At 53.0% G+C, this 26,306-nt stretch carries 20 protein-coding genes; 16 read left to right on the top strand and 4 right to left on the bottom strand.

Annotated elements, in window-relative coordinates; genetic code table 11:
• The first annotated feature begins 80 nt into the window (after positions 1–80).
• The 3 genes from LOS79_RS15995 to tyrS all read left to right on the top strand — a co-directional run bounded on the left by LOS79_RS15995 (position 81) and on the right by tyrS (position 5,551).
• On the top strand, positions 81–1,982 hold the full coding sequence (locus LOS79_RS15995; RefSeq protein ID WP_315421612.1) for a beta-glucoside-specific PTS transporter subunit IIABC: 1,902 nt from the start codon (positions 81–83) through the stop codon (positions 1,980–1,982).
• A gap of 386 nt (positions 1,983–2,368) precedes the next feature.
• Positions 2,369–3,823, top strand: a complete 1,455-nt coding sequence (locus LOS79_RS15990) for a glycoside hydrolase family 1 protein (protein ID WP_315421609.1) — start codon at positions 2,369–2,371, stop codon at positions 3,821–3,823.
• A gap of 468 nt (positions 3,824–4,291) precedes the next feature.
• Positions 4,292–5,551: a tyrosine--tRNA ligase gene (gene tyrS / locus LOS79_RS15985; RefSeq protein WP_315422268.1), complete on the top strand. Its 1,260-nt coding sequence runs from the start codon at positions 4,292–4,294 to the stop codon at positions 5,549–5,551.
• Between the two features lie 256 nt (positions 5,552–5,807).
• On the opposite strand, the gene LOS79_RS15980 is transcribed toward tyrS, so the two are convergent.
• Positions 5,808–5,993, bottom strand: coding sequence for a hypothetical protein (locus tag LOS79_RS15980; RefSeq protein ID WP_315421607.1), 186 nt, complete (start codon positions 5,991–5,993; stop codon positions 5,808–5,810).
• 284 nt (positions 5,994–6,277) lie between these two features.
• On the opposite strand from LOS79_RS15980, the gene LOS79_RS15975 reads away from it, so the two are divergent.
• A complete protein-coding gene (locus LOS79_RS15975) occupies positions 6,278–7,309 on the top strand; it encodes an FIST signal transduction protein (RefSeq protein ID WP_315421604.1) in 1,032 nt (343 codons plus the stop codon).
• A 35-nt stretch (positions 7,310–7,344) separates the two neighbouring features.
• Complete coding sequence (locus LOS79_RS15970) at positions 7,345–8,454, top strand: methyl-accepting chemotaxis protein (RefSeq protein WP_315421603.1); 1,110 nt, start codon at positions 7,345–7,347, stop codon at positions 8,452–8,454.
• Between the two features lie 881 nt (positions 8,455–9,335).
• Here the strand turns inward: LOS79_RS15970 and LOS79_RS15965 are convergent.
• Positions 9,336–10,250, bottom strand: coding sequence for a LysR family transcriptional regulator (locus LOS79_RS15965; protein WP_315421600.1), 915 nt, complete (start codon positions 10,248–10,250; stop codon positions 9,336–9,338).
• Between the two features lie 171 nt (positions 10,251–10,421).
• Between LOS79_RS15965 and LOS79_RS15960 the strand changes: the two genes are divergently transcribed.
• From LOS79_RS15960 to LOS79_RS15945, 4 genes are read left to right on the top strand one after another with little or no spacing between them, the layout of a single operon-like run.
• The gene (locus tag LOS79_RS15960) at positions 10,422–11,540 is read left to right on the top strand and encodes an extracellular solute-binding protein (RefSeq protein ID WP_315421598.1); all 1,119 of its coding nucleotides are present in this window, start codon (positions 10,422–10,424) and stop codon (positions 11,538–11,540) included.
• Positions 11,541–11,546: 6 nt separating this feature from the next.
• Positions 11,547–13,232 (top strand): ABC transporter permease, encoded by a 1,686-nt coding sequence (locus tag LOS79_RS15955; RefSeq protein WP_315421596.1) that lies wholly within the window; start codon positions 11,547–11,549, stop codon positions 13,230–13,232.
• A complete protein-coding gene (locus tag LOS79_RS15950; protein ID WP_315421593.1) occupies positions 13,229–14,362 on the top strand; it encodes an ABC transporter ATP-binding protein in 1,134 nt (377 codons plus the stop codon). Before LOS79_RS15955 ends, LOS79_RS15950 begins: the two co-directional genes overlap by 4 nt.
• A 53-nt stretch (positions 14,363–14,415) precedes the next feature.
• Positions 14,416–15,102: a metallophosphoesterase gene (locus LOS79_RS15945; protein ID WP_315421591.1), complete on the top strand. Its 687-nt coding sequence runs from the start codon at positions 14,416–14,418 to the stop codon at positions 15,100–15,102.
• A gap of 101 nt (positions 15,103–15,203) precedes the next feature.
• Here the strand turns inward: LOS79_RS15945 and LOS79_RS15940 are convergent, their stop codons facing one another.
• A complete protein-coding gene (locus LOS79_RS15940) occupies positions 15,204–15,383 on the bottom strand; it encodes a hypothetical protein (RefSeq protein WP_315421590.1) in 180 nt (59 codons plus the stop codon).
• Between the two features lie 127 nt (positions 15,384–15,510).
• A complete protein-coding gene (locus LOS79_RS15935) occupies positions 15,511–18,003 on the bottom strand; it encodes a GH39 family glycosyl hydrolase (RefSeq protein WP_315421588.1) in 2,493 nt (830 codons plus the stop codon).
• A 228-nt stretch (positions 18,004–18,231) separates the two neighbouring features.
• Here LOS79_RS15935 and LOS79_RS15930 point away from each other — a divergent pair, with 228 nt between their 5' ends.
• From LOS79_RS15930 to pgmB, 7 genes are read left to right on the top strand one after another with little or no spacing between them, the layout of a single operon-like run.
• Entirely contained in the window at positions 18,232–19,755 is a 1,524-nt protein-coding gene (locus LOS79_RS15930) for a sugar ABC transporter ATP-binding protein (RefSeq protein WP_315421586.1), read from the top strand.
• 18 nt (positions 19,756–19,773) lie between these two features.
• Positions 19,774–20,787 (top strand): ABC transporter permease, encoded by a 1,014-nt coding sequence (locus LOS79_RS15925; RefSeq protein ID WP_315421584.1) that lies wholly within the window; start codon positions 19,774–19,776, stop codon positions 20,785–20,787.
• Positions 20,788–20,819: 32 nt separating this feature from the next.
• Positions 20,820–21,950, top strand: coding sequence for a sugar ABC transporter substrate-binding protein (locus tag LOS79_RS15920; protein ID WP_315421581.1), 1,131 nt, complete (start codon positions 20,820–20,822; stop codon positions 21,948–21,950).
• 39 nt (positions 21,951–21,989) lie between these two features.
• Positions 21,990–22,976 carry an ABC transporter permease subunit gene (locus LOS79_RS15915; protein WP_315421578.1) on the top strand — a complete coding sequence of 329 codons (987 nt, stop codon included), beginning with the start codon at positions 21,990–21,992 and terminating at the stop codon, positions 22,974–22,976.
• A 34-nt stretch (positions 22,977–23,010) separates the two neighbouring features.
• Entirely contained in the window at positions 23,011–24,714 is a 1,704-nt protein-coding gene (locus LOS79_RS15910) for a glycoside hydrolase family 3 protein (protein ID WP_315421576.1), read from the top strand.
• Between the two features lie 14 nt (positions 24,715–24,728).
• Positions 24,729–25,610, top strand: coding sequence for an alpha/beta hydrolase (locus tag LOS79_RS15905; RefSeq protein ID WP_315421574.1), 882 nt, complete (start codon positions 24,729–24,731; stop codon positions 25,608–25,610).
• Positions 25,559–26,290: a beta-phosphoglucomutase gene (gene pgmB / locus LOS79_RS15900; RefSeq protein ID WP_315421571.1), complete on the top strand. Its 732-nt coding sequence runs from the start codon at positions 25,559–25,561 to the stop codon at positions 26,288–26,290. Before LOS79_RS15905 ends, pgmB begins: the two co-directional genes overlap by 52 nt.
• Positions 26,291–26,306: the final 16 nt, after the last annotated feature.

The following is a 26,306-nucleotide window of genomic DNA, read 5'->3' as shown; positions in this document are numbered from 1 at the left end:
TGAAGACCGGCAGGCGTATTTGGCGCAGCTGCAGGCGTTCATTCGGGTTTTTTTATTAGAATAATTTAGGGGGAACATTCATGAAACATCAGGAAACCGCGCAGCAAATCGTCGAGAAGGTAGGCGGAGTATCGAACGTAAAGTCGGTATACCACTGCGTAACTCGGCTGCGCTTCGAGCTGAAGGATAACAACAAGGCCGATCAGGCCGCGCTTAAAAAGCTGGATATGGTCATGGGCACCAACATCTCCGGCGAGCAGTTCCAGGTCATCATCGGCAATGATGTGCCGAAGGTGTTCGATGAGATGGTGAAGGCATATCCGGCCCTTAAGCAGTCCTCAGAAGGCGGCAAGAAGGAAGACGGGAAGAAGCAGAATGTTATTCTGAAAATCTTTGAAACGATTGCCGGCGTCTTCGCACCAATGCTTCCGGCAATTACAGCGGCCGGTATCCTCAAGGGGCTGCTCGCCCTGTTCGTCACTCTGGGATGGCTGACGGCCGGAACCGATACGTACCGTATTCTGTCGGCAATCGGCGATGGCGTATTCTACTTCCTGCCGATCCTGATCTCGTTCAGCGCAGCGCGGAAGTTCGGCAGTAATCCGTTTATCGCGGTCGGTGTCGGCGCAGCGCTGATGTACCCGGATATGGGGGCGCTGCTCTCCAGCGGCAACCCGGTGTCCTTCCTTCATATTCCCGTAACGGCGGTATCTTACGGTTCGTCCGTTATTCCGGCTCTGCTGGCAATCTGGCTGCTCTCCTATGTGGAAAAGACGGTAGACCGCTTCATTCCCGCGTCCCTTAAGCTGCTGCTTGTTCCGCTGATCTCGCTTCTTGTCATGGTTCCAGTGACACTGATTGCCATTGGACCGCTGGGTACGTTCATCGGTGACGGCTTGTCCGGCGGCATTAACTGGCTGCTGAATGAAGGCGGCTTGTTCGCCGGGATCGTGCTTGGCGGAGCAATGGCGCTGATTATTATGACTGGTATGCACTATGCGCTCGTTCCGGTCATTATCAGCAACCTGGCAACACTCGGCTTCGACAAATTCCTGCCGCTGACTTACATCTCCAACATGGGACAGGCAGGGGCAACACTGGGTGTATTCTTCCGGGCCAAGAACAAAAAGCTGAAATCCGTCGCTTTATCCACCAGCTTCACCGCCCTTATGGGCGTAACAGAGCCAGCCATGTACGGCGTAAATATGAAATACAAAAAGCCGTTCATCGCGGCAATGATCGGGAGTGCAGCGGGCGGCGGTTTTGCTCTCGCATTCGGTGCCAAGGCTTACGCCCTGGCTGGTAACGGCGGTATCCCGGGTCTGCCGGGACTGGTTGGACAGACGTTCTGGTATGCTTTTGGCGGGATGGTCATTGCCTTTGCAGTTGCGGCTGTTGTCACTGTAATGCTAGGTATTGAAGAAGAGGCTGATGACGCCGAGCAGATTTCCGGCAGTATTGCGGCTAAGCCAGCTGAACAAGCTCCGGCCGCTCCGATAGAGGTTGAAGCAGAACCTGCTCTCGCTACAGCAGACAGCACCGCTTATGCCCCAATGACAGGTAAGGCGATTCCGTTAAAAGAGGTCAATGACCCTACCTTCGGCGATGAGCTGATGGGCAAAGGGATTGCATTTGTGCCAACTGCAGGTGAACTCGTATCGCCAGTCAGCGGCACTGTGATGAATGTCTTCAAAACCAAGCATGCGATGGTTATCCGCAACACTGAGGGCATGGAGCTGCTGATTCATGTCGGCATCAATACCGTGAAGCTGCGCGGCCAGTTCTTCGAGGCTCATGTACAGGCCGGCGATGTAATCCAGGCTGGCGATAAGCTGTTAACCTTCGATCTGGCGCAGATTGCGAAGAGCTACGATATTACGACCGCCATGGTCGTTACCAACACCGCCGATTACAAGCAGATTTTGCCGCTTAAGCTTGGCGCTGTCAGCATTGGCGAGCCGGTGCTTGCGGCGGAGCTGTAATATTTGCGGGAGTAGCTTTTGATTCCAGTTTTTTTGATCTTTAATTTGGAGCTTAGCCTGAGTTATTTCCAGGCGCCAGCTCCGGTCTTAGCCTGAGTTTGAGCTTGGTGACACCGGAACCAAGCGACCAGGTTAGGCTTTAAATTTTGGCAGCTCTGATTTACTCAAACTAAATAAAAGGCTATCAGTAACGGAGGGAGGTTTGGAGCTGTAGGAGCGATAGCGCCCGCCTTTATGTTTGGATTACTACCGCTGCCAGCGGAATAAATTCAGGAAATCCAAACATAACAGCGGCCGGAAGCCCAAACATCCCGCAGTTACGCCTGCCTTTTTGAATGTTCATGTTTCATTTTTAATAAACTAAATTCACCGTAGGAGATGACGAAATGACCACATTCCCGGATGGCTTCCTATGGGGCGGCGCTATCGCCGCCAACCAGGCGGAAGGCGCATATGACGCAGACGGCAAAGGCTTGTCCACAGCCGATATGGTCCCGTATTTCAAGAAAAAAGACTACACCAACCTCAAAGAGCTGATGCATGTCACCAGTGAATCGATCGAGCGGGCGATGCAGCATGGCTCGGCGGAGGGGTATCCGAAGCGGTACGGCATTGATTTCTATCACCGGTTCAAGGAGGATATCGCCCTGTTCGGGGAGCTTGGCTTCAAGGTGTTCCGCATGTCCATCAACTGGTCGCGGATTTTCCCGAATGGCGATGATGCGGGGCCGAATGAGAAGGGGCTGCAGTTCTACGACGATATGTTCGATGAGATGCACAAGTATGGTATCGAGCCGCTCGTAACCCTCTCCCACTACGAAATGCCGATGTCGCTGGTGCTGAATTACGGGGGCTGGAAGAACCGTAAGGTGATTGCTTTTTACGAGAAATATGCCGAGACGGTCATGACCAGATACAAGGATAAAGTCAAATACTGGCTGACCTTCAATGAGATCAACACTACCGTCATCGAGCCGTTTACCGGCGGCGGTGTGGTGGAGGATAAGGTCGATAACATCCGCGAGGCGTCCTATCAGGCGCTGCATCACCAGTTCGTAGCCAGCAGCCTGGCGACCCGCAGAGGGCGGGAGATTAACCCGGAATTCCGCATCGGCTGCATGCTGGCGCGGATGATCCATTACCCGGCAACCAGTGATCCCGAGGATGTGCTGCAGGCCCAAGTAGACAACCAGCTTAACCTGATGCATACGGATGTGCAGGCGCGGGGAAGCTATCCTCCGTTCATGCAGCGTTATTTTGCCGACAATAATATTGTGCTTGTGACAGAGCCGGGCGATGAGCAGCTGCTGCGTGAGAACACGGTAGACTTCATTTCCTTCAGCTATTACACTTCCCTGATCTCTACTGTGAATCCGGAGAAATACGGCGTGACCGGCGGCAATCTGTTCAGCACAGTGAAGAACCCGAACCTGAAGATTACCGAGTGGGGCTGGCAGCTTGATCCGACCGGCTTACGGATTGTCCTGAAAGAGCTGTATGACCGTTACCAGCTGCCGCTGTTTGTGGTGGAGAACGGGCTGGGGGCTAAGGATAAGGTGGAAGAGGACGGCACCATCCGGGACGATTACCGGATTGATTACTTGCGGAAGCATATAACAGCGGTCAAGGAAGCCGTGCTGGACGGGGTAGAGGTCATGGGCTACACCGCCTGGGGAGCGATAGACATTATCAGCGCCTCGACCTCCGAGATGTCCAAACGCTACGGGGTCATCTACGTCGATCAGGATGACGAAGGCAACGGTACGCTGGACCGGAAGAAGAAGATGAGCTTCCACTGGTACAAGAAGGTCATTGCCTCCAATGGCGCAGATCTGGAATAGGCTGGATTCCGGGGAGTGTCATTCCTGCATTGACATCTATTTTAGAAGCGGCTATACTTTCTGTAATCTTATAGTTGGTATACATTGAACGAGCCAGTAGCAGACTTGTCCCTGTTCACAGAAAGCCGGGGGTTGATGGAACCCGGTACACACATTGGACTGCGAATTACATCTCGGGAGTATCTTGGGTAATGCCAAGCGGAGCTAAGCGAACGATAACTCGCTAAGAGTGGTACGGATAATAGCTTTAGTAGGCGGTCCGTGCAATTTGGGTGGTAACACGGTTAATTACAATCGTCCCTGTGTCTGAACAGACAAGGGGCGATTTTTTGTTGTTCCGTCCCTTTCAGGACGGCGAGACCGTTACTGCTCTGCGGAGAATAGCTGCCGGGTCCGGTGAGCTGGCTGTTTGATTTTCAATGAATATCACGGGATAACCAAACCAAACAAACAAAGGGGCTGTATATGTTGAACATTATCGACGAGCTATTGTGGCGCGACGCCATTAACCAGCAGACAGACGCAGACGGACTGCGCGAACTGACAGAAGGTAAGGCTGTGTCGCTGTATTGCGGCGTGGACCCGACAGGCAACAGCATGCATATCGGCCATCTGATTCCTTTTATGGTGCTTAGACGCTTCCAGCTGGCGGGCCACCGTCCGGTTATTCTGATCGGCGGGGCTACCGGAACGATCGGCGATCCGAGCGGACGCCAGAGCGAACGTTCCCTGCAGACGCTGGAGCAGGTGCAGGAGAATGTTGATGCGCTTACGGCGCAGATGAAGAAGCTGTTCGTTACCGAGAACGACAATCAGGTGCGGATGGTTAACAATTACGACTGGACCAAGAACATCAATGTTATTGAGTTCCTGCGTGATTTCGGCAAAAACTTCAGCATCAACACGATGCTGGCCAAGGATGTTGTCGCAAGCCGTCTGGACAGCGGGATCTCGTTCACCGAGTTCTCCTACCAGATCCTGCAGTCCATCGATTACCTGCATCTGTTCCAGAATGAGGATGTGCAGCTGCAGGTCGGCGGTTCCGACCAGTGGGGCAATATCACCAGCGGCCTCGACCTGATCCGTAAAAAAGAAGGCGCCGAAGCCAAAGCCTTCGGCCTGACCATCCCGCTGATGCTTAAGGCAGACGGCACCAAGTTCGGCAAATCCGCCGGCGGTGCAATCTGGCTCGATCCGAAGCAGACTACGCCTTACGAGTTCTACCAGTTCTGGGCGAACAGCGATGACCGCGATGTGGTGAAATACCTGAAATACTTCACCTTCCTGAGCAAAGAGGAGATCGAGGCGCTGGCGGAGAAGGTAGCGACCGAGCCGCATAAACGCGAGGCGCAAAAAACACTGGCCGAAGAAATGACCCGGTTCGTGCATGGTGAAGAGCTGCTGGAGCAGGCTAAGCGCATCACCGCAGCGCTGTTCAGCGGCGATATCCGCTCGCTGACTGCTGACGAGATCGAGGAAGGCTTCAAGGAAATGCCGACCTTCACTGCGGATAAGGAAACGAAGAACATCGTGGACTGGCTGGTGGATCTGGGCATTGAGCCATCCAAACGCCAGGCGCGCGAGGATATCACCAAAGGGGCCATCTCCATTAACGGCGAGCGTGTGAACGAGCTGGAGACAGAGATTACTGCAGAGCAGGCCATCGGCGGAAGATTCATCATTGTCCGCAAAGGCAAGAAGAACTACAGCCTGGTGAAATTGGGCTGACGTTCAGGGTAAGACAAAAAGAGGCGATCCCGGGAGGCAGTGACCGGGATCGCCTCTTTTGTTGAAGTGCAGAGCCCCGGCTGCGGGGATCGTTCGCTATGCCCAGCTGTGCAGAGCCTGCTGGAGAGAGCCTGCCGGGCATAGCCTGCGATCAGGACCCGCCGGGCAGTATCGCCGGGTTGAGCTAATTAGCCGAATAGTGCGCTTTTTATCATTGATAATCATTATCATATACACTATTGTTACTGTATGTGCCTTAATCCTCAAGCTTCGCCAGCTCTTCTTCCAGACCAGCCAGCTTAACGCGGATGGCCTCAGCCCGGGCTTCGTCATTCTCCTGTTCCGCCTCTGACAGCTCATCCGCAGCCATCCCGATTTGATATTCCAGATAGGTATAGTCTGATGCAGCAGCGGGGTGGCTGGAGCGTTGTGAATAAGTCATTATCTGCACCTCCTCACTCTTCTGCTATAAGTAGACAATGGATGAAATCCCGTATGTTCATGCTGTTATGATACAGCCTCTACGGGACATACTCAACCTCCGCTGCTCCGCAACAAGGTATTTATTCGAGGAATTCCGGCTTTAGCCGAGGGATTGCGACATTGTTCACAGACAATAAGCCTGGTTCTGGATTTACCATAAGAAGAATTGAAAATTAAAGCTTAATTTTTCAGTAACAGTTAGTTTACTAGGGGAGATCCCGTGAAGGAAGGTTGTTATATTTAATGAAAGCTTTATCTTTCACCACACTTGACGCAGCGCGGCACCATCTGGAGGCGCTGGACAGCAGCCGGGGGCTGGTATTATTTGCTTCCGCTGCAGTTGTCAGAGAACTGTCGCAGTATGCACCTCCACAAGCCGTTCTCTGCTCGACTAAAGGCGAATATACCCCGCAGGGCTACCGGAGCGGTGCGGTCACAGGATTCGAATATGAGTCAGGCCGGACCCGGGTTGTAGAAATTCTGCATCCGCCCGTTCTCAGCGGCAGTGAGCTAAGCGCGGCGTATAACAAGGTCAAAGACAACGTCAATGCCTTCATGCTGCTGTTGTGCGACGGGCAGGGGGCAATGGAGGAATCTATACTCTCGTCACTTTTCTTCATTGCCCCGGAGTTCAAGATTATCGGCGGGAGTGCGGCGGACGACGGGCAAGGAGAAACCTATATTTATATAGGAAGCCGGAGGGTGCGTAACCTGGGGATTTTCTTCGACATGTCTGCACGTACGGTACTGGTGAAGGAGAACATTTATGTTCCTACCGGGAAGACAATGCTCGTGACAGAAGCGGATCTTTTTGGCAGAAGGGTATATTCCTTTAACGGACGTCCGGCCGCCGAAGAATATGCGCGTGTGATTGGTGTCCCGGTGGAGGAGCTGGCAGACCATTTCCTGAGCAGCCCGCTCGGCAAAAGATACGAGGACGATCTGATTATCGCCTCTCCGATGGTTATCAATGCGGATGGCTCTGTCACATTTTACAGTCAGGTTATGTCTAGTACTTATGTGGAGGTGCTAAGCTCTGCAGATCCGCTGGCTGTGCTGGAGGAGACACTTGGCAGCAGTCCGTACAAGCCTTCCTTTGTGCTTAATATTAACTGCACTCTGCGCGACCAGCTGTTTAAGCGGGATAATCTTTGGCCTGCATTTGATGATCAGATGCTTGGATTCTGCAGTAATATTACCGGCTTCATCAGCTTCGGAGAACAATATTATAAAAAGCATGCCAACCAGACCATGATTCTGCTGCTGGTTGAATAAGGGAGAGAAGAAGGATTATGCAATGGATAACCAGATTGCGCACTACATGGGCAAAAAAAACTGCCGCAGACAATGCGGCGGCTCACAATACATACACTCATACTGAAGGCTCCGGTGCTCCCGGGCCGGTAACCGCAGCAGCGGCGGATGGAGCGGGCGGTTCTGATTCCGGTGCTGCAGCCTCCCAGGGTCAGGCAGGTTCCGGCGCAGCCTCTGCACCTGCTGGTGCATCAGTCCAGGTATCCTATGGCACTCATGCATATACTCTGTCCGCTGAGATCCGCCGTGAGACTGCTGAGATTCTGAAGGAAGAGGGACGTATGGTTGAGGAGTTTGCAGCCTTGCGTGCAGGCGGCGGCGAACTGATCAGCCAGGTAGGCGGAACCCAGCTGCGGCTGGAGCATCTGAAGGCTAACAGTGAGCAGACTGAAGAGCTTATTAATGAAATGTACGGCAGTCTCTCCTTCTCCTCCAACAAAATCGAATTTGCCAAGGAAGCCAATATCCAGATTTCTGCTGAAATGCAGAAGGCCTCTGCGGTATTTACGGAATTCGTCAGTCTAAATGATGAGCTGCGGCAGCATTTCCGGAGTATTGAGCAGCTGACGAAGATCATTACAGATATTGCCCAGCAGACCAATCTCTTGTCGCTGAATGCGGCGATTGAGGCGGCGCGTGCAGGTGAGCATGGACTTGGCTTCGGCGTCGTGGCTACGGAAATCCGCAAGCTGGCCGACAGCACCCGCATCCATGTGAAGGATATCATGGGCTCCCTTACGGGAATGACCGAAGTGATGGAGCGGCTGCACCGCAAATCCGGTGACGGGACACAGGCCATGACGGAGACCAATGCGAAGATCAGCCAGTCGACTGTATATATGAACGAGATTGTCGAAGCAGAGGAAGAGGTATTCCAGCATCTGGAGAAAATCCAGGAGTCCCAGGAGAGCAGCCTGGAGGATGTGGAGCAGATCAATGATGACCTGCTGCGTATTCTGGAGAAATCGGGACAGGATGATGGACAGTTCCAGAAACTGGTCCTCACCGTCCAGAAGAAAGCCGACCACTACCAGCAGCTGCTGAATCATCTGCATCAGATCGAGCAGCTGCAGCAGCTGGAAGCGTCACTGAAGAGCAGCGTGTAAGGAGAAGCGCTGTCGGATGCGTGTAAGCGGAAGCGGGATCGGACACGTAGCGGAAGCAGGAATCGGCGCGTATAAGCAGAGTGGGGATAGGAGATGAACAAGTACACCGGGCAGCGGACTGCTGTCTGGTGTGCTTTTTTTATTGCAGTTCAAAGGTTTGCGAAGACGAGTTACAGATTGCTAGTGTGCTGGTGTATGTGTGTTCCTGCGTGTTTGAGTGTTTGTTGCTTATGTGTTGGCGTGCTGACGATGTGCTGAATCAGGTGAGTATGCGGTCAGCAGGGTGTAGCGGATTGGGAGTAGACAGTCCTGCAACGGTTATTCCAGCTAGCTAGGCTAACGTTACGGACATGAGAGACCTTAACCAGCGGAAAAGCACCTGAGACTTATCCTTGCGGACACCAGCGCCGTTATTTTGCCGAAAAAGTGACATTCGGAGCTTGAAAGTGGCGAATAAGGTCTGTGATGTCCGTAAGTAACCAGATTGAGCTTACATTTGGCTGAAAATAGACTGACTTTTCCCTCTATATGCTGCTCGAAAGCCGCAATTGGGTAACGTTAGAGGGACTTTTCCCTCTATATGCTGCTCGAAAGCCGCAATTGGGTAACGTTAGAGGGACTTTTCCCTCTATATGCTGCTCGAAAGCCGCAATTGGGTAACGTTAGAGTGACTTTTCCCCTATATGCTGCTCGGAAGCCGCAATTGGGTAACATTAGAGTGACTTTTCCCTCATATGGTGCACAAGTGCCCCTGATATCGCCAAAAGCAGGCGATAAGAGGAAAACAGGGGCAGAAGTGCCCCTAATATCGCCAAAAGCAGGCGATAAGAGGAAAACAGGGGCAGAAGTGCCCCTGAATCGCGCCCGCCTCGCGCCCGCCGCTACTCCGCTTCCCCGGCGCGCGGCGCGCCCGAGCCGCGGATGAACTCGATGAAGCTGCGGATGTGTGCAGCGTAGATAGGCTCGTCCCGGTAAGCCAGGCAAATATGCCTGCGGTTGGCGTAGCCTTCACCCGGAAGAGGGCGCCGGATTAGCTCTCCGGCGGCAGTCTCCTTGAGCACGCTGCGCAGCGGCAGCACCCCGATGCCGGGATTGAACTTCAGCGTCTCCTTGATTGTCTCGATTGCGCCAAGCTCCATCACCGACTGGAACTGCAGCCCGATGTAGGCAGCCCACTCCTCGGCCAGCTGCCGGGAGGTGGAGCCTTGCTCATGGAGCAGGAAGACCTCGCCCTCCAGCTGCCCGGCGCTGAGCGGCTCGGCGGATGCCAGCGGATGCTGCGGATTCATCACCAGCTGCAGCTCGTCTTCGATCAGCGGTACGATCTGCAGTCCCTTCTCCGGCTCGTTCGGCAGCGAGACAATGGCTACATCAATTTCATGGTGGCGCAGGAGGGAGAGGATGGTGTCGGCTTTTTTCACAGTCAGTAATAAATCGGTATCCGGATGCCCCCGCTTATAGTCCGCCAGGAACGGCGGCAGGAAATAGGTGGCCGGGGTGTAGCTGGCTCCCAGCTTCAACCGGCTGTGGGCGTCGCCGCTTCTGGCCCGCATCCGCTCAGCGGCCTCCTCCATCATGGAGGCAACCCGGCGCGCATAGGGCAGCAGCTCCTCGGCTGCCTCTGTGCGGATCAGCTTCCGTGACTGCTTGCGGAACAATTGCACGCCGAGACTCTCCTCCAGCTTCCGCAGATGAAAGCTGACCGTAGGCTGGGTAAGCTCCAACTGGTCAGCGGCCTCCTGCAGGGTATCCCTGCGCATGACCTCCAAGAACACTTTGAGCTGCTGCAGATTCATTACACTCACTCCCCTTATGCCTAAAATATAGATGTTATCTATTAAATATTCAATATACATAGATATATTTAATAAAAGTAACCACCCGGTTTGACGTTGCTCTTACATTACATTGTTAAAGTTTGAAGTAACGCGAAGGCGAAAAAAACATTTCAAGGGGGATTCATCAACGTGAAACGGAATTGGCGCAAAACAGCGGGTGCTGCAGCAGGTGTACTATCTTTACTGGCAGTGACAGCCTGCGGGGGGCAAAATCAGAACGCTGCGGACGCTGCTGCGAACGGGAGCAATCAGGCGGCGGCAACTGCAAGTGCAGCGGCAGACGCAGGTACGAACTCCGGCACAGGTACTGGCGCTGGCACTGAGACCCTTACGGTGTATCTGAATGACTTCGACGCTGTCATCGGTGACATGTTTGAGAAGAAGACGGGAATTAAGCTGAACATTGTCTCCGGGAACGGTGCAGAGATTATGTCGCGCATTGAAGCCGAGCAGGGCAATCCGCAGTGGGATGTTGTGTGGATTGATGCCATGCCTTCGATTTACGGGCTGGATGCCAAGGAGCAGCTGCTGACCGGCTGGACCCCGGACAATGTGGCGGGGCTGAAAGACAACTATGAATCACTGATTCCTGCAGACGGGGCGTATTATCCGACAGGAGCGCATGCCGCAGGGATCATCGTCTACAATAAAGACAAAATCAGCGGAACAGACATCCCGGCTTCCTGGGAAGATCTGAAGAACGCTGCCTACAAAGGCAGACTGGGTATGGCTGACCCGGCCATTGCCGCACCGGCCTACCCGTTTGTGGCGAGCTTTTTCGAGGACAAGGGGATTGACGGCGGGAAGGAATATTTCAACAGCCTGATGGAGCAGGGACTGCGGGTCTATCCGAAGAATCCCCAGGTTGTACAGGCTCTGACCTCCGGTGAGATTGAGATTGCCGCACTGCAGGAATCCAATGCTTATTCCATGCTGGACGCCGGGGAGCCGGTTGAGCTGGTCTGGCCGGAAGATGGCGCACCGGCATCTGTCCGGGTGGCAGCGATTCAAAAGGATACGGAGCATGCGGATGCAGCCAAGCAGTTCGTGAGCTTCCTGCTGGAGCCTGAAGTCCAGCAGGAGCTGATCGACAGCGGTGATGAGAGCTACTTCGAGCCTTCGGCAGAAGGGGCCAATCCCAAGGCTGACCGGGCTGCTGATGCCAAGCTGAACTTTACGGATGCCGCCTGGGCCAGCGGGCATGAGGCTGAGATCAAGCAGTGGTTCGCTGATCAGGCTGTGCAATAACCGGCCATGCTTAGAGCGCTGAATGTTAACCGGCTGGGCTGGATGGTCAGCATCCTGCTTGCCGTTCTCGTCTTGTGCCCGCTCGCGGCGGTCATCATTCAGGTGCTGCTGCCGGGAGTTTTCTTCGGGAATCTGAACTTCGGGGATTTGTCGCTGCTGCTGGATGTATTTAACCGCCCGCTCTGGCGCAAATCATTAGAAAATTCACTGCTGCTGGGCCTTGGAACCACACTGCTGGGCACCGTCCTGGGGACGGTGCTGGCAGTGGCCCGCTCACGCTGGAAGTTTGCAGGGGCTACTGCACTTGATGCGGCTGCCTGGATCTTGTTCATTATGCCTTCCTTCATCCTGGCCCAGGGCTGGATCATGTTCTCGGCCGGGAATGGCCTGGTTGCTTCCCTGCTGGGCTGGAAATGGGTCAGCGGCGCCGTCTTCTCCCCGGCAGGGCTGATTGCTGTCATGACGTTCAGCAAGTTTCCCCTCGCTTATCTGACGGTAAGAGCAGCTATGGAATGGAAGATGGAGATGCTGTCGCAGGCAGCGCGGTTATGCGGGGCACGCCCCTTACGGGTATGGCTGAGCATTGAAGCCCCGCTGCTGCTGCCATCCATCTGCTCAGGGGCACTGCTGGTCTTCATGGATACCATCGGGGACTTCGGTTTGCCTTCAGCAATCGCGGTCGTCTACCGTTTTCCGACACTGCCGTATTCGATTTATTCGGCAATTTATACTTCACCGATCCGCTTTGACATGGCCGGGGTGCTGTCACTGTATCTGGTTCTCCTTATCCTGCTGGCGATTGCGGCCCAGTTCTACATTCTGCGCAGATCCCGCTATGATATTTTGACCGGGCGGGCTGAGCGGATGGTTCCGGCTGCGGCAGGCTCCTATCACTGGTTGCTCAGCGGCGCAGTTGCACTGCTGCTCATTATTGTAATCGGGATTCCGATCGGCTCAAGCATCGTGATGTCCCTCCTGCAGGTGCAGTCGGACGGGCTGGTCAGAGGTAATCTGACACTGCAGCATTATGCCGAGCTGTTCCGGCACGGGGCAGATTTGTTCCCGGGCATCGGCAGATCGCTGGCGATTGCCGCCGCTGCTTCATTAATCGGGCTGATCATCGGGCTGGGCGCCGCATTCATCCTGTCCTACTCCCGCTTCCGGTTCAAAAAAGCGATTGAAGCCGCAACGCTGATCTCGTTTGCAGTACCCGGCGTTGTGCTGGGGATCGGCTATATTTTTGTCTGGAATCAGAAATGGCTTGAAGTGCTGGGACTAAGACTTTACGGCAAGCCGTCAATCCTTGTGCTGGCAGCGATAGCCGGAGCGATTCCGGTCATCACCCGGGTCATTACCGGCTCGATGGCCAAGGTTCCGGAGCAGCTGCTGGATGCCGCCCAGATGCAGGGGGCCTCCCTGATCAGCCGGATGAGACGGATTCTGCTTCCGCTGATCCGCGGGGCGCTGGTGTCGGGCGCACTGGCGGCGTTCGGCTCCTGTGTGTTTGATCTGGCGGTTAATTCCATTCTGTTTCCGCCGAATTTCGTGACGCTGCCGATTGTCATTGATGATGCATTTGAGGATATGAGGTTTGGCTACGCGTCCGCGGCAACCGTTACCGGCGGGGGGATCATCGTCTTAATTCTAATCCTGATCGAATCGTTGTTTAAGAGGAAGGGGGCCAAGTCATGAGGGAGTCACAGGCTGTGGCCGGGGGAGTTACTCCGCTGCTTGAGATCAGTAATCTGCAGAAAAGCTATGGCGATTATCAGGCTTTAAGCAGCCTTAATCTTGCCATGCAGGAAGGCGAAATTATTAGCGTGCTGGGTCCGTCCGGCTGCGGCAAATCAACCTTGCTGCAGCTTGTGGCCGGATTAAGCCGTCCGGACGGGGGCGAGATCCGGCTGCACGGGAAGAGTATTGCTACGGCTTCGAAAATGCTGCCGCCGGAGAAACGCGGCATTAATATGGTATTCCAGGATTATGCGTTATGGCCGCATATGAATGTGTTTGACAATGTGGCGTACGGCCTGAAGGAGAAGCGGCTGCCTGCGCAGCAGATTAAAGACAAGGTAGCCGGGGCGCTGGCGCTGCTGCAGCTGGAAGGCTTCGAACGGCGCCTGCCGCCGCAGCTGTCTGGAGGACAGCAGCAGCGTGTGGCGATTGCCCGCGCGCTCGTGACCGAGCCGCGGCTGATGCTGCTGGATGAGCCGCTCTCCAATCTGGACATGCGCCTGCGGGTCGAGATGCGCACGGAGATGTCCGTGCTTTTCCGCCGGCTGAAGATGAGTGTATTTCACGTCACCCATGATCCCGAAGAGGCGTTCGCGATGGCCGATAAGCTGCTGCTGATGCGCAGCGGGGCGATTGACCAGTTCGATACGCCGTATGCCTGCTACCATAAGCCGGCAAGCCGGCAAGCGGCTTCCCTGCTGGGAGCCATTAATGTCCTGCAGGGAGAGCCTGCCGGAACCGCCGCAGATCCGGTGATCCGCTGCTCTGCAGGGCTGCTGTCCGGAACGTTATGCGGGCCTGGCAGCCAATGGAGTGCCGGCGGACGCGCCGAGCTGCGGTTCCGGCCCGAGGCAGTGACACTTTTGCCGGCGGAGACTCCTGCTGCTTCTGAAGAATCGGCAGATAAGAAGCTAAACGTTCTGGAGGCGAGTGTAATCCACTGCACCTTTGAAGGAACCAAATGGCGCATACTGGCGGAGACCCCCGCACATGAGCGGATTTATCTGTTCAGCGAAGACGGCTTGGAGGCCGGGAGAGTCATCCGTATGCAGCTCCCGGACCATGCCGCATATCTTTATGGACTGTAACGTACACCGTGTAACGAACGGGACAGGATTTTACCGGAAAGGCCGTTGATATTGTGCCGCACACACCACAGAAAACTAACAGGCTGCTGGCTGTTTCTGATATTCATGGACATGCCGCAGGATTAGAGCAGCTGCTTGATGCCGCCGGATATGATCCCCTTACAGACCGCCTAATGCTGCTGGGGGATTACATAGATGAGGACCCGCAAAGCCGTATGACACTTAAGCTGATCAGGGACTTAACGCTGGAGGGGGCGGTAGCTCTTCCGGGGAACATGGAGACACGGCTGCTGAAAGAGCTTAAAGAAGCTGAGACGATGGAGGCTGTACTGCCGGAGGAGCTAAGGCTTGAGGCAGCGCTGCTGGAGGAATGGCTTGAACAGCTGCCCCCATATGCTGAGGCGGACGGATATTTATTCGTTCACGCCGGGTTCCGGCCCGGAGTGCCGCTCAACCGGCAGACGCTGCTGGATATGACTGAGATCCGTCAGGATTTCTGGGCCGGGGCGCTGCCGACTTTTATAGACAATGGCATTGTGTTCGGGCACACTCCAACCTTCAAGCTGGGCGGGACGGCAGGCCGGGTCTGGCGCCAGAGCGGCAGGATTGGTATTGATACCGGAGCGAAGCACGGCTTCCGGCTGACGCTCCTCGATGTTCATAATGCGATAGCCTATTCTTGCATAGCCGAGCCTAGCAGGCAGCGGTATGAAGATTTCCGTGCTGATGCGCTGGATTAAGGACAAAATGGCATGATGATAACCCGCCGCTGGAAATATTCCATGCTGCGGGTTATTTGCGTGGACGGTACCACAGGTATGTAGTGCAGAAAAAAGTAGGCTTAATCCTTGTCGATCAGTTCCAGCTTTTCAAGAATCTTAATGGTGGTTAGGGCAGACAGGTGGACAGCTAATTGTACAGTTTCCGGTTGAAATTCAGATTGCCCGAGCGCTGCTTTATTCTCCGCAAAAACTTCTTTCGTGACCTCGCTGATCAGGCTTTTGACGATTTCATTATTCAATTTTAACCCTCCTCTTCAATGAATAGCTACAACATCTATTTCGGTTGAACCCGGTGTTTTACTTAGGAATAACCGTTTTACCGCAGTACCTGTGCCTCCCCCGCTGATTCAGCATTTTCAAGGCTACTCATCCAAGCGGTTTCACAAGCTCTATCAGCCGGATCTCGAACGGCTCAAGGATGGCCTGTACCGGGAGCTTCCCGGAAGCATGTACCTGCTGTCTGCCCAGCTTAGGTATGGAAATGCTGCGGAGATAATTCATTTCTTCCGCGGAATTTCCCATTGCGCCGCTGAAGCTGATCTCATTGTCAAAGGCGCTCCCGAATTGCTGGTTTACCAGATGCTCCACCAGCTCATACGTCCCTTGGGCCGGCGACAATTCGAAATTGAACTCCTTGCGCGCTTTTGCCGGGAAATGGGAATAACGCTCCTGATAGGAAATGCTTATGGAGACCCCTTGCGCGTACACCTCATCATAATGATGATAATTATGCAGCAGAAGCTGAAAGCCGGTATGGGATCTGGTAATGAAATATCCGTCACCGCTGGCAATCAGCTCATTGCCCAGCCTGTTAAGGAAAGAGAAGGCATGGTAGGACGGCTTCTTGATATTGTTGTAGGTGAACAGCCCGAGGCCCCCGTGGAACAACTGCTGCGGCAGCAGGTTCTCTTCATGCAGATCGGTCAGCAGCCAGTAACCGAAGGCGTCCAGCCGGTCATAGTTCTCTGTGAGATTCTTGATGATATAGGCTGATTTGAAGCAGGTATCGCTCATCAGATCTTTATGGGAGACTGTGGAATTCCACTCCGTCAGGTATACCGGCAGCGAATCGAGCCCGGACGCCAGCAGCCGCTGTTTCAGCCGGTCAACGAATTCAGTGAAGGAGTGGCTGACCGGACTGAGATTCAGCTGATTATCCTGACCATTATAGTTCCACAGGTCGATATCATAATAATGAATTGTTATGAAATCCGGCGTGCAGTGCTGCTCCTTGCTGAAGGTGAGAAACTGAAACAGCCAGTCCTCATTTTTGTTGTAGGTGGAGAAGGCGGCCGGCCCCCCGAATGGCAGGGAGGGATCAATCTGCTTCACAGTCTCATAGGTTTCCTGGTATAACTTGTTGAAGATCTGGTCATTGCTGAAACCAAACAACAGATTGGAGGAACTGGGCTCATTCCATACACAGAACAGCCAGCTCCGGACCTCCTCCAGACTATACCGCTGAATTAGATGAAGAGTAAGCGCGCGGATCAGCTGCTTCCATTTATCCATGCTTTTCGGGGGGCTGGTATTAATCTGATTATAGAATACGGTTTTCTCCAGATTGCTTGCCAGCTGCTTCGGCATGAAGGAGAACTGCACCAGCGGCTTCAAACGGATGGAGAGAAGGAAGTCGAATACCATGTCAATGAACTGGAAATTATAGCTTGCCCTTCCCCCGGCATCCTCGCTGTATACCATCATGTCATCATCCAGCAGGCTGTGCATCTTGATATATTTAAATCCGATCTCCTCCTGTGCCGTGCGCAGGGCCTGCTGCACTCCGGCAAGCAGAACCTCCTTGGCCCGGCTTACCCCGATGAAATTCTTGAAGGTGTGGCGTAAGGCTGCACCGGGCGCCTCTGCCGGAACTTCAATTAAGGCAGTTCTGCTGCTGCCCAGATGCTCCGGCAGATGAACCGGCGCAGCATCCAGATTACTCTCTATAAAAGCAGTAATGTCTTCATAATAAGACAAGGGCTCATCCTGATAATAATTTACGGATTTCTCCTTGGTAGCTTCAATGCTCCCCAGAATGGCACCGGCATTCTTCTTTCTCCAGGCACTGGGCAGCTCCCCGTACTTTTCTGTGAAGGCCACCACAAAGGACCGGACATTGGGAAAGCCGTTCTGGGCGGCCACCTTGTCTATGGTCAGTGCTTCATTCAAAAGGTCGTTGACTGCGTGATGCAGCCGGATGTCCTTCAGATAGTCACTGAAGGACATACCCATACTGTGTTTGAAGTATTTGGAGAAGTAAGGGACGGATAAATACTCGGCTTTGGCAATGCTCTGCAGCGAGATCGGGTCGCCGTATTTGCTGTTGACATAATCGAGAATCCGGCTGATCCGGTCCAGATTCTCCTGGGAATGGCTGTGCACATCCTTCTCATCGCTGCTGAAATTGGAGCATAGCTCAAAAATCAGCTCATAGACGAGCGAAACATTTTTCAGATCGATATACTCATTGGAATGAATATTATATTTCAGAATCTGAGCCACGATCCGTTTAATGTTTTTGAAGCGGTCCGGCTGGCCCGAGGAGGCCGAATTGCAGTCGTAGTATATTTTTTGGATATCCATGGTGACTTCTTTTAACAGCTCCAGTTTGATTTGCAGGGCAATCATGGTCGCATTATCCGCATGCAGCTCATGCACCGCATTTGAATTAATCAGAATAATGTCACCGGCGCCAAGCTCATAAGTCTGATTATTGACGGTAATCTGCACATTGCCTTTGATGTTAATGATGAGCTCAAGGGACTGGTGCCAGTGGCGGTTGACATGTCCGATGCGGTGCAGAAAGAATTTAATCGGCAAATGCTTGGGAAAGGTGATTACTTCATGACGGTATTCCATTTGAAGCTCTCCTTGCAGTAGGTTATTTTTTATTCTATGACATAATTATTATATACAAATATTTAATCAAAATCCTAAGATAATAAAATTGAAAACGGTATTATTCTTATTATAGGTTAAAAATACGCTCAAATCTAATTAAAAGGGATAGTTAATATTGGTTGTGGTACATGTTACGATATATCCGTGGGAGGTAAGCGATGTCATATGGTAAAAGGAATGTTGGACATGGATAAGCAAGTGTTTCTGGAGACCAGGCAGTTAAGTAAACGGTTTAATGATATTACTGCTGTTCATCAGGTCAGCCTGAATATCAGGCTGGGTGAAATCCGCGGACTTATCGGTGAGAATGGTTCGGGCAAATCAACAATTTCGGCGATGATCAGCGGTATGCTGATGCCTTCCGGAGGCGAGATGCTTATTGACGGTGTCGCTTACCGGCCGAAGAGTATGCTGGATGCCAGAGAGCATAACATTTCAATGATTGTGCAGGAGACCGGTACGATTCCCGAGCTCTCGGTTGCAGAGAATATGTTTCTTGGCGAAGAAAAGCGGTTTGCAAAGCGGGGCATGATTGATCATAGACGGATGAATCAGGAAGCGGAACAGGCACTGGCCGCGATTGGGCTGCAGGAAATAGATGTAACCCGGCCGATGCACACGTTAGGGTTTGAACAGAGGAAGCTGACCGAAATTGCCAGAGCATTATATTATGACCCCTCATTATTCATTGTAGATGAGACAACGACAGCGCTATCCCATGAAGGCCGGATGCTGATTCATCAGATTATGCGCAGGCTTAGAGACTCGAACAAAGCAGTATTATTCATCTCCCATGATCTGCCTGAGCTGATGGAGGTATGCGATGTACTGACGGTAATGCGGGATGGCAGTCTGATTACTGCGATTGACAAGCCTGAGTTTGATGAAGAGCATATCAAGCAGTCTATGGTTGGTCGGATCATTGAGGGGAATTATTACCGGACGGATCATGACGGTTCACATGGCGCTCAGGCAGTCATTTCCGTCCGGAATGCCAGTACTTCTATTCTGAAGGAAATAGAGCTGGAACTGCACGAGGGGGAAATTCTGGGCATTGGCGGACTGTCGGGCAGCGGTATGCATGAGCTGGGCCAATTAATGTACGGAGGGCTGAAACCCGAGTCCGGGCAAGTCATGGTCTACAACCGGCCGGAGGACGGCTCCCTGCCGGTTCCGCGGATACTGAACAGCATTAAGACAGCAATGGACAGCGGGATTGGATATGTATCCAAGGACAGGGATAAAGAGACATTGATTATGGAGGCCTCGATTAAAGATAATCTTGTGCTGTCGGCGCTAGACCAGCTTGCCCGCTTTGGCTTGATTATGCCCGGCGCAGAAAAGCGTTTTGCCGGGAAACAGATGGCGGAGCTGCAGATCAAGGCCAGCAGCATGAACCAGAGCGTGGGGGAGTTGTCGGGAGGCAATAAACAGAAGGTGTCCTTTGGTAAATGGATCGGGAATCATTCGAGAATTCTGATATTGGACAGCCCTACCCGGGGGGTGGACGTAGGTGTGAAGACTACGATGTATCAGCTGCTCTATGCGCTGAAGCTTGAGGGGTACTCCATACTGATGATATCCGAGGAGCTGCCGGAGCTGATCGGCATGAGTGACCGGATTCTGATGATGAGGGATGGAAGAATCCGTAAGGAATTCTCCCGGATGGATAATCCTACTGAAGCGATGCTGATTGGGCACATGATTTAGAGCAAAGGCGGGAGCACAATGGAACAGGGCAATTCAGCTGCAGCAACCGGCCGCGGCCGCAAGGGAACTACCGCTGCTGTACTTGGCTTTTTGAAGAGAAATAAACATACATTTATCCAGTATGCAGGCTTGGCGCTTGTCATTATAATCTTTGCGGTGCTAACCGGAGGAGATCTGCTCTCTAGCTTCAATCTCCGCACTGTCATTAAGCAGCTTGCGGTATTGTTCACCATTTCGGTAGGGATGGTCTTTATTTTCTCTCACGGGGGCATGGACATCTCTGTCGGGGCAGTTATGGCACTAAGTTCAATGACAGCTATATATACACTGAATGCAGGTGCGCCTCTGGCCGCCGGAATCCTGGCAGCGGTTGCCGTATCCGTCCTGTGTTATCTGCTGAATATTGTCATGGCGATACAGTTTGGCCTGATGCCGGTCATTTCCTCACTGTCCGTCATGTTCATTGCCAGGGGGCTGGTAACCTACAAGGTATCAACGGCTACTGAGAAGCTTGGAGTTACGGATACGGAGCAGCTTAAGCTGCTGGGCAGGAATATTCCGTTTATGCTGGTTTTACTAACCGTTGTGGGCGTGACGGGAATTATACTGTTTCATTACACGAAGATTGGCAAGTACAGCCGCGCGGTCGGAGATAACCCTCAGGCTGCAGCGCAGAGCGGAGTACAGGTCAGAAAAGTCAGAATTACCGGCTACGCCATCGCCGGCCTGCTCGTTGGCTTCGCCTCCGTGTTGTCCTTGGCCCGCTCTACGGTCATCAGTGAGAATACGGGATCAGGTCTGGAGATGGACGTCATTGTGGCCCTGATCCTGGGCGGGTTGTCGCTGAATGGCGGCAGCAAGGCGAAGATGAGTTCGGCCATTGTCGGCAGTATTACTTATATTTTGCTGAATAACGGGCTGGTCATGGTAGGCGTGCCTACAGAGGTTGTGTCCCTGGTTAAGGGAACCGTGTTCCTCCTGGTGGTATTTCTGCTGTTGAGAAGGCCACACTCTGAGGTAATGCCGCGATAATGCACACAACTTATATAGAAGAGGGATGAATCATGAGAAAACAGAGAATTACGGTTGTTCTGAGTGTACTGATGCTGCTGGCCGGGATGATTCTTACAGGCTGCGGTAACAAGTCTGCGAATGAGGCTGCTAAAGACAAGGATCTCATCAACCTTGGAGTTATGCTCTATAACTATACGGATATTCAAGGCCAGGAGATTAAATCGTATGGTTCTTATCTGGAAAGCAATTTCAATGTAAAGTTCAATTATGCGACTGTCGGGTCAAGCGAGGAGGATCACATTAAAGGGCTGGAGAATCTGCTGGCTTCCGGTGTGGATGGCGTAATCAGCGGCTATGATACTGCACTGGAACAAAGTGTAAGCCTGGCTGAGGAAGCCGGAGTGTATTACGCGGTTGTTCTCGGAACTGTGGATGGAAGCGTGACCAGCGATTATCTGGTCGGCGGAGTGAAGCAATTTGGCGACAATCCGGCGGATCTCGGCGCATTGTATGCTGAACAGGCTTATACTGCCGGGGCCAGAAAAGTAGGGGTTACCTCATTCCCTGAGTTTGCCTTCACAGACGCACCTGCCATTATTTCCGGATTTACCGCAAAAATGCAAGAACTGGACACCAAGCAGGAAGCCGAGATTTATCCGACAGAATATCATTCCTTTGCTCCGGATAATGCAAGTGATGCGGTGACTAAGATTATCTCTGAGCATCCGGAGGTGGATACAATCTTCGGCCTGGGCTCGGGAATGGACTTCGTTTACCCGGCTATTCTAAACAGCTCCAGTCCGGGCACCCGTCTGCTGGCGCTGGGATACAACAATTCTACAGCGGCAGGCCTTACCAACGGAAATATTCTGATGGCGGGAACGAACAACTATACACAAATTATGGCTAATGCTTTTGCACAGCTGTATGACCGGATCAACGGGCATAAGTACCCCGACTGGCAGCTCAACGGAAGAGTTAACTATGTAACACTGGGTTCTGCGGAAGAGGCGGAACGTTTCAATACCTATGTTATTCCCAGTGATAAGGGGAACGGTTCTGTCACTGCGGATGAGCTGAGACAAGTAATGATTTCCTTCAACGAGCAGGCTACCTGGGAATCGCTCCAGCAGCTGACCAGCCGTACATTAACTGAAATTGAAGCGGCCAGACAAGAATAGAACCGGGCAGATCCTGCCCTTATGTAACGGAGTGAGTGAATGAAGAAGCTTATCATCAAAAGGGTTCCGGGGTTGCTGAAAACGTTCTTGTTTCCTGTAGCGGTATACGCCATTATTTTGCTGATTACCCTGCTGATGGACCGTTCAGGTTATGCGGCCTCCGGAGCCTTTGACCGGATCATCCGAAGCAGCGTATTGTCTACAATGATTGCCTATGCTATCGCCTTGCCCTTATCGGGAGCGCGCTGGGATTTCGCGCCGGGGATCATCATTATTCTGTCGGGAATTATCGGCAGCAATCTGACTATCCAGCTGGGGGCAGGACCGCTGCTGCTGCTGGTGCTGACAGTAGCCGTTGCAGTGGTTCTCAGCCTGCTGGAAGGTGTGCTGTATCTTACAGTCCGGGTACCTACGATTATTGTCTCACTTGGTGTTGTGATGGTATATGAGGCGCTTTCCGGGGTGGTGTACGGCGGAGGCGGAACGCAGCTGTATATGCATTCCGGCTTGACGGTATTTGCCCGGACTCCTTGGGTGTACGTGGTGCTGGCAGTCGTCATGGTGCTGTTCTATTTCCTGCTGGAACGGACCCGCTTCGGGTATGACACGCGTTCCCTTGCAGCTAATCCCCGCCTGGCAGTGAATATGGGCGTAAGAGAGAAACGTAATATTATGCTTACGTATTTGACTGTCGGCGCATTGCTTGGGGTGGCGGCTGTAATCAATGCTTCTACAGTTCTGGTATCACCGGCTAACAATTTGAGCTCTACCTCGCTCATGTTTTCCTCCATGGGACCGGTACTGGTAGGGCTCTATCTGGCCCGGTTCTCGAATATACCGCTCGGAATTTTTGCCGGAGCATTAGGAATGAATGCTTTGTCCTACGGAATGGTGATTCTGGGGATTGACAGCTCTATTCAGACTGTGAATCTCGGAGTATTCATTGTTGCCTTCATGGGGTATACCTCCAACTCGGAGAGGATTAGCAGATTCTTCAGAAATTTCAGAACCCGTACCGGGGCGTAAGGATTGAGCTGCAGTAAGAAGAGGAGTGGGAGAAGTGGAGATTAATGGCTTGAGAGAGAAGCCGTTTAACCTGAATGACCAGGACATGGACTGGGTGCGGTCAACATTCGGGAAAATGACGGTGCAGGAGAAAATCGGACAATTATTCTTCATGGTCGGTTATAAGCAGGATGAGCAGTTCCTGAAAAAAATTGCCCAGGATGTTGGCATTGGCGGCTTAATGTGCCGTGCCATGGCTGCGGGGGAGGTGACTGCAGCGGTCACTACACTGCAGCAGTCAGCACGGATTCCGCTGCTGATTGCGGCCAACCTTGAGGCTGGCGGTCAGGGGATTACTAAGGATGGGACCAAGGTTGGTTCTAATATGGCAGTTGCGGCAACCGGGAATACAGAGCTGGCGTACCAGCTGGGGAGAATTTGTGCGGTTGAAGGCAGGAGTGTAGGCGCCAATTATGCGTTTGCTCCGGTCATTGACATCGATTATAATTTCCGCAATCCGATTACCAACACCCGGACCTTTGGGAATGATCCGCAGCGTGTGCTGGAGATGGGCTCTGCTTATGTGCGGGGCTGTCAAGAGCAGGGCATGGCTGTTTCCATCAAGCATTTCCCGGGTGACGGCATGGATGAGCGGGATCAGCATCTTGTAACCTCAGTCAACCCGCTGTCTCCGGATGCGTGGGATCATTCCTATGGCATGGTATACCGCCATTTAATAGAAGAAGGAGCAAAGACCGTCATGGTCGGACACATTGCTCTTCCCGAGTACTCCAAGCTGTTGAATCCGGCACTGCGCGATGAGGATATTCTGCCGGCGTCCCTGGCCAGCGAACTGCTTAACGGGTTACTGCGGGAACGGCTCGGCTTCAACGGGCTGATTATAACGGATGCCACTACAATGGCCGGGATGAATATTGCTATGCCAAGAAATGAGCTTGTACCCCGGGCTATTGAGCACGGCTGTGATATGTTTCTGTTCACCAAAAATCTGGAGGAAGATGTAAGGTTTATGCGGGAAGGACTGGAGAACGGCCTGCTCACTGACAGCCGGCTGGATGAGGCGGTTCTCCGTATCCTGGGACTGAAAGCTTCGCTTAAGCTGCATGAACAGGACAATGTTCCGGTTCTTGCCGGGGCCGCAGGCCTGCTGAGGCAGGAGAGCCATCTGGATACGGCCAGGGCCGTGGCGGATCAATCCATAACCCTTGTCAAAGAAGAGGCGGGAGTGCTTCCGGTAACCCCTGCCCGTTATCCGCGTGTACTGCTCTACGATATTGAAAGTGAGGCTAACGCGCTGGGGTACAACAAGACCAGCGGCCTGGCGGCAGCCTTTATACCGCTGCTGGAGCAGGCCGGCTTTAAGGTGGCTCGCTTTGAACCGGCCGGGGTCTACGAAGGGCTGCAGAGCTCCTTCACGGAAATGAAGGACAGCTATGATCTTATTATCTATTTATGCAATCTGGCGACCAAGTCCAACCAGACGGCGGTAAGGATTGAATGGCTTAATCCGATGGGGGTTAATGTTCCGAATTATATTCATTCCATTCCGACACTGTTTATTTCAACGGAGAATCCGTATCATCTGCTCGATGTTCCACGGGTCAAAACCTATATTAATACTTATGGAATTAACGATTATACGCTGCCGTTGTTAATAGAAAAGCTGATGGGAACTTCACAGTTCAAAGGCAGCAGTCCTGTTGATCCGTTTTGCGGAAAATGGGACACCCGATTATAGAAGGGGGATTACCCGTGATACATCAAACGATCCGGCTGCTGGATGACTCAGCGGCAACACTTACTACTTATATTCTCGACAACGGGGAATTCGACCAGAAGGACATTGTGCGTCCGGCTATTGTAATCTGCCCCGGCGGAGGGTATACCGTAATCTCCCGCAATGAAGGCGAGCCTGTTGCGCTGGCTTACGCCCGAATGGGTTATCAGGCATTTGTTTTGGCCTATTCGGTCAAAATTGATCATCCTTTTCCTGTTGCCCTGCTTGAGCTGGCCCACGCGATGGCTTATATCCGCCGGCATGCGGAAGAATGGCGTGTCGACGAAGACAATATTTCTGTAATCGGCTTCTCAGCCGGCGGTAATCTGGCGCTGAGCCTGGGGATTTACTATAATCAGCCGCTGCTTGCCGGCAGTACCGGCTTGACTTCTGCCGAGATCAAGCCGAACCAGCTGCTGCTCGGCTATCCGGCGGTTACCCTGGAGCCGCGCTCTGAGAAGACCCCGGATTTCGTTATTGAGCTGATGGAAAAAGGCCTGATGCCTGATATGAGGGGTCCAAGCATAAGGGAAATTCTGCTGGGCAAAGAGAATTTATCGGCTGAGGAGAAGGCTTCATTGAACCTGCTGCCCCGGATTCATTCCGGTCTTCCGCGAACCTTCATCTGGGGTACTTATGAGGATACGGTTATTCTGCCGACTGATTTGTTCGGTCTGGCCGGAGCGCTGTTCCGCCACGAGGTGCCTTGTGAGCTGCATATGTTCGAGAAAGGGCAGCATGGCATGTCCTTGGCCGATGATACTGTAAAAGCTCCGGAGCAGGTGCAGCATCTGCATCTGTCCGAATGGTTCAACCTGAGCCTGAACTGGCTGCGGCAGGGAGTGAGAGCGGATTGATTACAATTCCTCAGGCGGTAATCTTTGATCTGGACGGGGTGATTACAGATACGGCAGAATTCCACTTTCTGGCCTGGCGGCAATTAGGCGCGGAGCTGGGGATCGAAGTCGACCGCATGCTGAATGAGCAATTGAAGGGAGTCAGCCGCCTGCAATCATTGGAGCTGATCCTTGCAGCAGCCCCGGAGCCGGTGATTGTGCCGGAGGCGGTGCTGGAGCAGCTGGCTGCCCGGAAAAATGCCCGCTATACCTCTTTGATTTCCTCCATTACCCCGAAGGATATTTTACCGGGCATCTGTTCACTCCTTGACGACTTACGTGCTGCAGGGCTAAAGCTGGCGATCGGCTCGGCGAGCCGGAATGCCCCGTTTGTCCTGGAGCGTCTGGAGCTGGCCGGAGCCTTCGATTATGTAGTGGATGCCGGCAGGATCAAGCGCGGCAAGCCGGACCCGGAGACATTCTTGGATGCTGCGGATTATTTGAAGGTCTCCGGCAGGGAGTGCATCGGGATAGAGGATTCGGCAGCAGGCATTGAGGCTATCCAAAGGGCGGGCATGTTCGCTGTAGGCATCGGTTCAACGCATACGCTGATGCAGGCGGACTATCTGGTACCGTCAACACAGTATCTCAACCGGGACGATATCCTGGGAGCTTACAGCAGGTGGATCAGAAGGAGTTAAATCATATCAGAACAAA

It is taken from the genome of Paenibacillus sp. MMS20-IR301 (genome assembly GCF_032302195.1).
Classification (GTDB): domain Bacteria; phylum Bacillota; class Bacilli; order Paenibacillales; family Paenibacillaceae; genus Paenibacillus_AQ.
This window is presented reverse-complemented; position numbering and strand designations above follow the sequence as displayed.